Raw genomic sequence first — 3,928 nt, 5'->3', positions numbered from 1 at the left:
CTCCACGCCCTCGGTGAAATTTCACCCCCCAAACCCCACCACAGGCCCCATATTCAGGAAATATTCACCAAGCCGTGATTTACTGAGAGCATGCTTGACCCGAAGAAGTCTCTATTCGATGAAGACGGCAACCCCCGTCCCGCGCTCACCAACACCCTCGACAACGTACTGCGCATGCAACGACCGCTCGCGCTGTCCATCGTCAAAAAACTGCGTGAAGCGCACCCCGACGAAACCCCCGAACAGATCCACAAGCGCCTCGACCGCACCTACCTGCGCGACATTACCGCCATCGGCGGCGTCACCGGCGCATCCGCATTCGTACCCGGCGTAGGTACCGTCACCTCCATGAGCCTGTCGGCGCTCGCAGTCGGCGGCTACCTCGAACGCACCGCACTCTACGCCCAGGCAGTCGCAGAACTGCACGGCGTGCACGTACACGACCCCGAAACCGCCCGCGCCATGGTCATGGCAATCATGCTCGGCGAAGAAGGCTCCCAGCTCATGAACACCGTGCTACTGCAGACCGGCAAGGCAGGCGGCGTCTCCAACAAGTGGGGCATGCTACTCGGCAACTCCTCCAACGGCAAGATGTTCAGCGTCGAACGTACCATCCGCAACATGTTCATCCGCCGCTTCCTCACCCGCCAGACCGGTGCACTGCTCGGCCGTGCCCTGCCCTTCGGCGTGGGCGCAGTCGTTGGCGGTGGCGCGAACCTGACCCTCGGCAAGGACGTCGTGCGCAACACCCGCCAAGCATTCGGCGACGCACCCGCCTACTTCCCCGCAGAGCTCATGATTACCCCGCGTGCACCGCGCGTACGGGGCGGCGAAGGTTCGGACGGCTCCTCCGGAGGCGTGGCTGGCTCCCTGCTCAAGGGCGTCAAAGGCGCAGGTAAGGTAGCCGGCAAGGTCTTTACCCGTGGCAAGGGCAACGACACCGAAACCGGCCACCGCCGCATGCTCGGCCGCTAAAATCTTCGCCGGTCATAAAACCGGAACATAGCGAAGACCCAACACGCTAAAGACCCAACATGCTAAAGACCCCAAATCCCTCAACACAGGGACCCGGGGTCTTCTGTTTGATCCTTTGCTACGGACTAAGCGTTCTTCGCGTGATCTAGCAGCTGAGCCGCAATACCGTTATAGGTGTGCGGAGTCAGTGCAGACAGACGCGCCTCAGCCTCGGGGGACAGGCCCAAAGTAGCCACGAACTCCTTCAGGCGAGCGGCATCCACGCGGTGACCGCGAGTCAGCTCCTTCAGACGCTCATACGGGTTCTCCATGCCGGGAACACCAGCGATAGCCTCAGCGCGCATCACCATCTGGATAGCCTCAGCCAGAACTTCCCAGTTCGCATCCAGGTCAGCGGAAATAACATCGGTTGCGATATCCAGACGCTGCAGACCCTTCACCACGTTGGAGATAGCCAGCACCGAGTGGCCAAACGCCACACCAATATTGCGCTGCGCCGACGAGTCAGTCAGGTCACGCTGCCAACGAGAAGTCACCAGAGTCGAACCCAGCGAATCCAGCAGCGCGTTCGACAGCTCCAGGTTAGCCTCCGCGTTCTCGAAACGAATCGGGTTCACCTTGTGCGGCATGGTCGACGAACCGGTCGCACCAGCCACCGGAATCTGCCGGAAGAAACCAATCGAAATGTAGCTCCACACATCGGTGCAGAGGTTGTGCAACACGCGGTTGAAATGAGCGATATCCGAGTACAGCTCAGCCTGCCAGTCGTGCGACTCAATCTGAGTGGTCAGCGGGTTCCAGGTCAGGCCCAGGTGCTCCACAAAACCACGAGAAATCTTCTGCCAATCAGCGCTCGGCACCGACGCATAGTGCGCGGCGTAAGTACCGGTCGCGCCGTTAATCTTGCCGAGGAACTCGGTCGCTTTCACGTGCTTGACCTGGCGCTTCAGGCGGTAGGCGAGCACACCCATCTCCTTGCCCAGGGTGGAGGGGGTCGCCGGCTGACCGTGAGTACGGCACAGCATCGGCACGTCGCGGCCGTCCTCAGCCAGCTTCAGCAGAACCTCAATCAGCTCCTCCGCCGCAGGGATCCACACGTTCTCAACGGCATCCTTGATACCCAGCGCGTAGGAGAGGTTGTTAATGTCTTCGGAGGTGCAGCCGAAGTGAACCAGCGGCACCAGGTGGCCCAGACCCAGGCCCTCCAGGCGGCGACCAATGTAGTACTCAACCGCCTTCACATCGTGAACGGTGACAGCCTCAATCTCAGCCAGCTCCGCCACAGAATCAGCGTTGAAATCGGTCACGATGGCGCGCAGGCCCTTCTTCTGCTCCTCGCTCAGCGGGGACAGGCCCGGCAGCACCTCGTGCTCGCACAGATAAATGAACCACTCAACCTCAACGTGAATACGGTCGCGGTTCAGCGCCGCCTCAGAAAGGTAGTTGGTCAGGGGTGCGGTCACGGATGCGTAGCGTCCGTCCAGGGGGCCCAGTGCAAGTTCGCCGGTGCCCAGATCAATACGGCCAGAAGGCAAGAAGGTGTTATTGGTGTGAGACATAACTCTATTTTTGCATGAATTCGCCGAAAAAAAGAGGCGGGCAGAGCATATGGACGTGACGGGTGGCTCGGTTAGTTGCAGAAATATGACAAAACGAGGGGGTGCGGAAGGGGTATTTTTCGGGTCTTGAGGGCGAAAAACGTGCGAATTTTTCGAAACAAGCCTGAGTTATCCACAGATTGGCGCACCCGGCCTGCACAGTCACCGCGGCAGATTTAGCCTAAAACAAACCCGCCGCGAAAGGACACATCATGAACACCATCGTCGACACCGCACCACCACCCGCACCCCACCTGCCCCGAATCGAGCCAACCGACATCCTCCGAGCAGCAGGACACATGGGCATCGGCACCGCAGCCGGACACGCCCTCGCAAGCCAGCTCATGGCCGCCGCCACGCTCGCCCGCACCAAAGGGGCAGAACTCTCCCACAGGATGCGCACCGAAGCCCAAGAAATCCGCACCGCACACCAACGCGCCAACGAACTTAACGGCGACCACTGGGCATCCGAAGCCGGACGCGCCTACCGGCGACAACTCCAAGAACACCGCGACAAAATCCGCCACCAGGCCGAACAAGCCGAAGGTGCCGCCGCCATGATCGCCGCCGCCGGTGAAGAACTCGCTAACGACCTCACCGCCAAAGCGCAGGCAATCCAAGCCGCCGCCTCCGTTGTAGACGGGCTACTCGGCAAACTTGCCGACGGCGCCGCCGACGTTCTCGAAAAGCTCGACCCCGGCGAAATCATCGCCCGCTCAGGCGTGCAAAAAGCCCAGTCAACGCTGGATTCACTCATGCACGTGAACCTGCCCGACGGGCTGAGCTCGCTCATCCGAACCCACTAACCCCACCCCAGGAGACACCATGATTACCGGACCCACCGTTGCGCCCATCGGTGACCTCACCGACTCCGCAGGGCCCACCGCAGGCACCATCAGCGTTACCCTCGAAGAAATGCCCGCCATTGCCGACGGCCTCGACACCGTCAGCCGCACCTGCGCCGACCGCACCATGCCCATTCTCGGCATCGCCAATGAGACCCGACTCTTCCTCGGCATTAACGGACGCGCCCAGCTGGCTGCCACTCTCTGCACCGGCCTCGCTGCAGACCTCGGTGTGAGTGCCGCAAAGTTCGGCGCCACCGCAACTGTTGTCAGAGTCGCCCACAGCTCCTACCTGCAGGTCGAAAACACCGTCGCAGGCTGGTTCGAATCCATGGGCATCGCAAAGGACGGCAAGCTACCTGACGGACGCAGCACCCGGGACCACCTGCGCGGACTCATCGCCGGAAAACCCGGCGAAGCTGAATACCTCATCAAGCTCACCATTCCCGAGTTTGGGTACTTCTCGGCATCTTGGATGCTGCCGTATTCGCCTATCATCGCGGGTATTCT

3 protein-coding genes and 1 pseudogene are annotated in these 3,928 nt (G+C 61.1%); 3 read left to right on the top strand and 1 reads right to left on the bottom strand.

Annotation, left to right across the window (positions count from 1 at the left end; translation table 11 throughout):
- Nucleotides 1–90: 90 nt before the first annotated feature.
- Nucleotides 91–975 (top strand): di- and tripeptidase, encoded by an 885-nt coding sequence (locus tag Q0216_RS00450; protein ID WP_298591976.1) that lies wholly within the window; start codon nucleotides 91–93, stop codon nucleotides 973–975.
- A 125-nt stretch (nucleotides 976–1,100) separates the two neighbouring features.
- Here the strand turns inward: Q0216_RS00450 and purB are convergent, their stop codons facing one another.
- Nucleotides 1,101–2,534, bottom strand: coding sequence for an adenylosuccinate lyase (gene purB / locus Q0216_RS00445; protein ID WP_298591973.1), 1,434 nt, complete (start codon nucleotides 2,532–2,534; stop codon nucleotides 1,101–1,103).
- A 251-nt stretch (nucleotides 2,535–2,785) separates the two neighbouring features.
- On the opposite strand from purB, the gene Q0216_RS00440 reads away from it, so the two are divergent.
- Both Q0216_RS00440 and Q0216_RS00435 read left to right on the top strand, forming a co-directional pair.
- Complete coding sequence (locus tag Q0216_RS00440) at nucleotides 2,786–3,379, top strand: ABC transporter substrate-binding protein (RefSeq protein ID WP_298591970.1); 594 nt, start codon at nucleotides 2,786–2,788, stop codon at nucleotides 3,377–3,379.
- Between the two features lie 19 nt (nucleotides 3,380–3,398).
- Nucleotides 3,399–3,928, top strand: a pseudogene (locus Q0216_RS00435) (extensin); the annotation flags it as partial.

Origin of the sequence: uncultured Rothia sp. (assembly GCF_937976295.1) — a bacterium.
GTDB lineage: Bacteria > Actinomycetota > Actinomycetes > Actinomycetales > Micrococcaceae > Rothia.
This window is presented reverse-complemented; position numbering and strand designations above follow the sequence as displayed.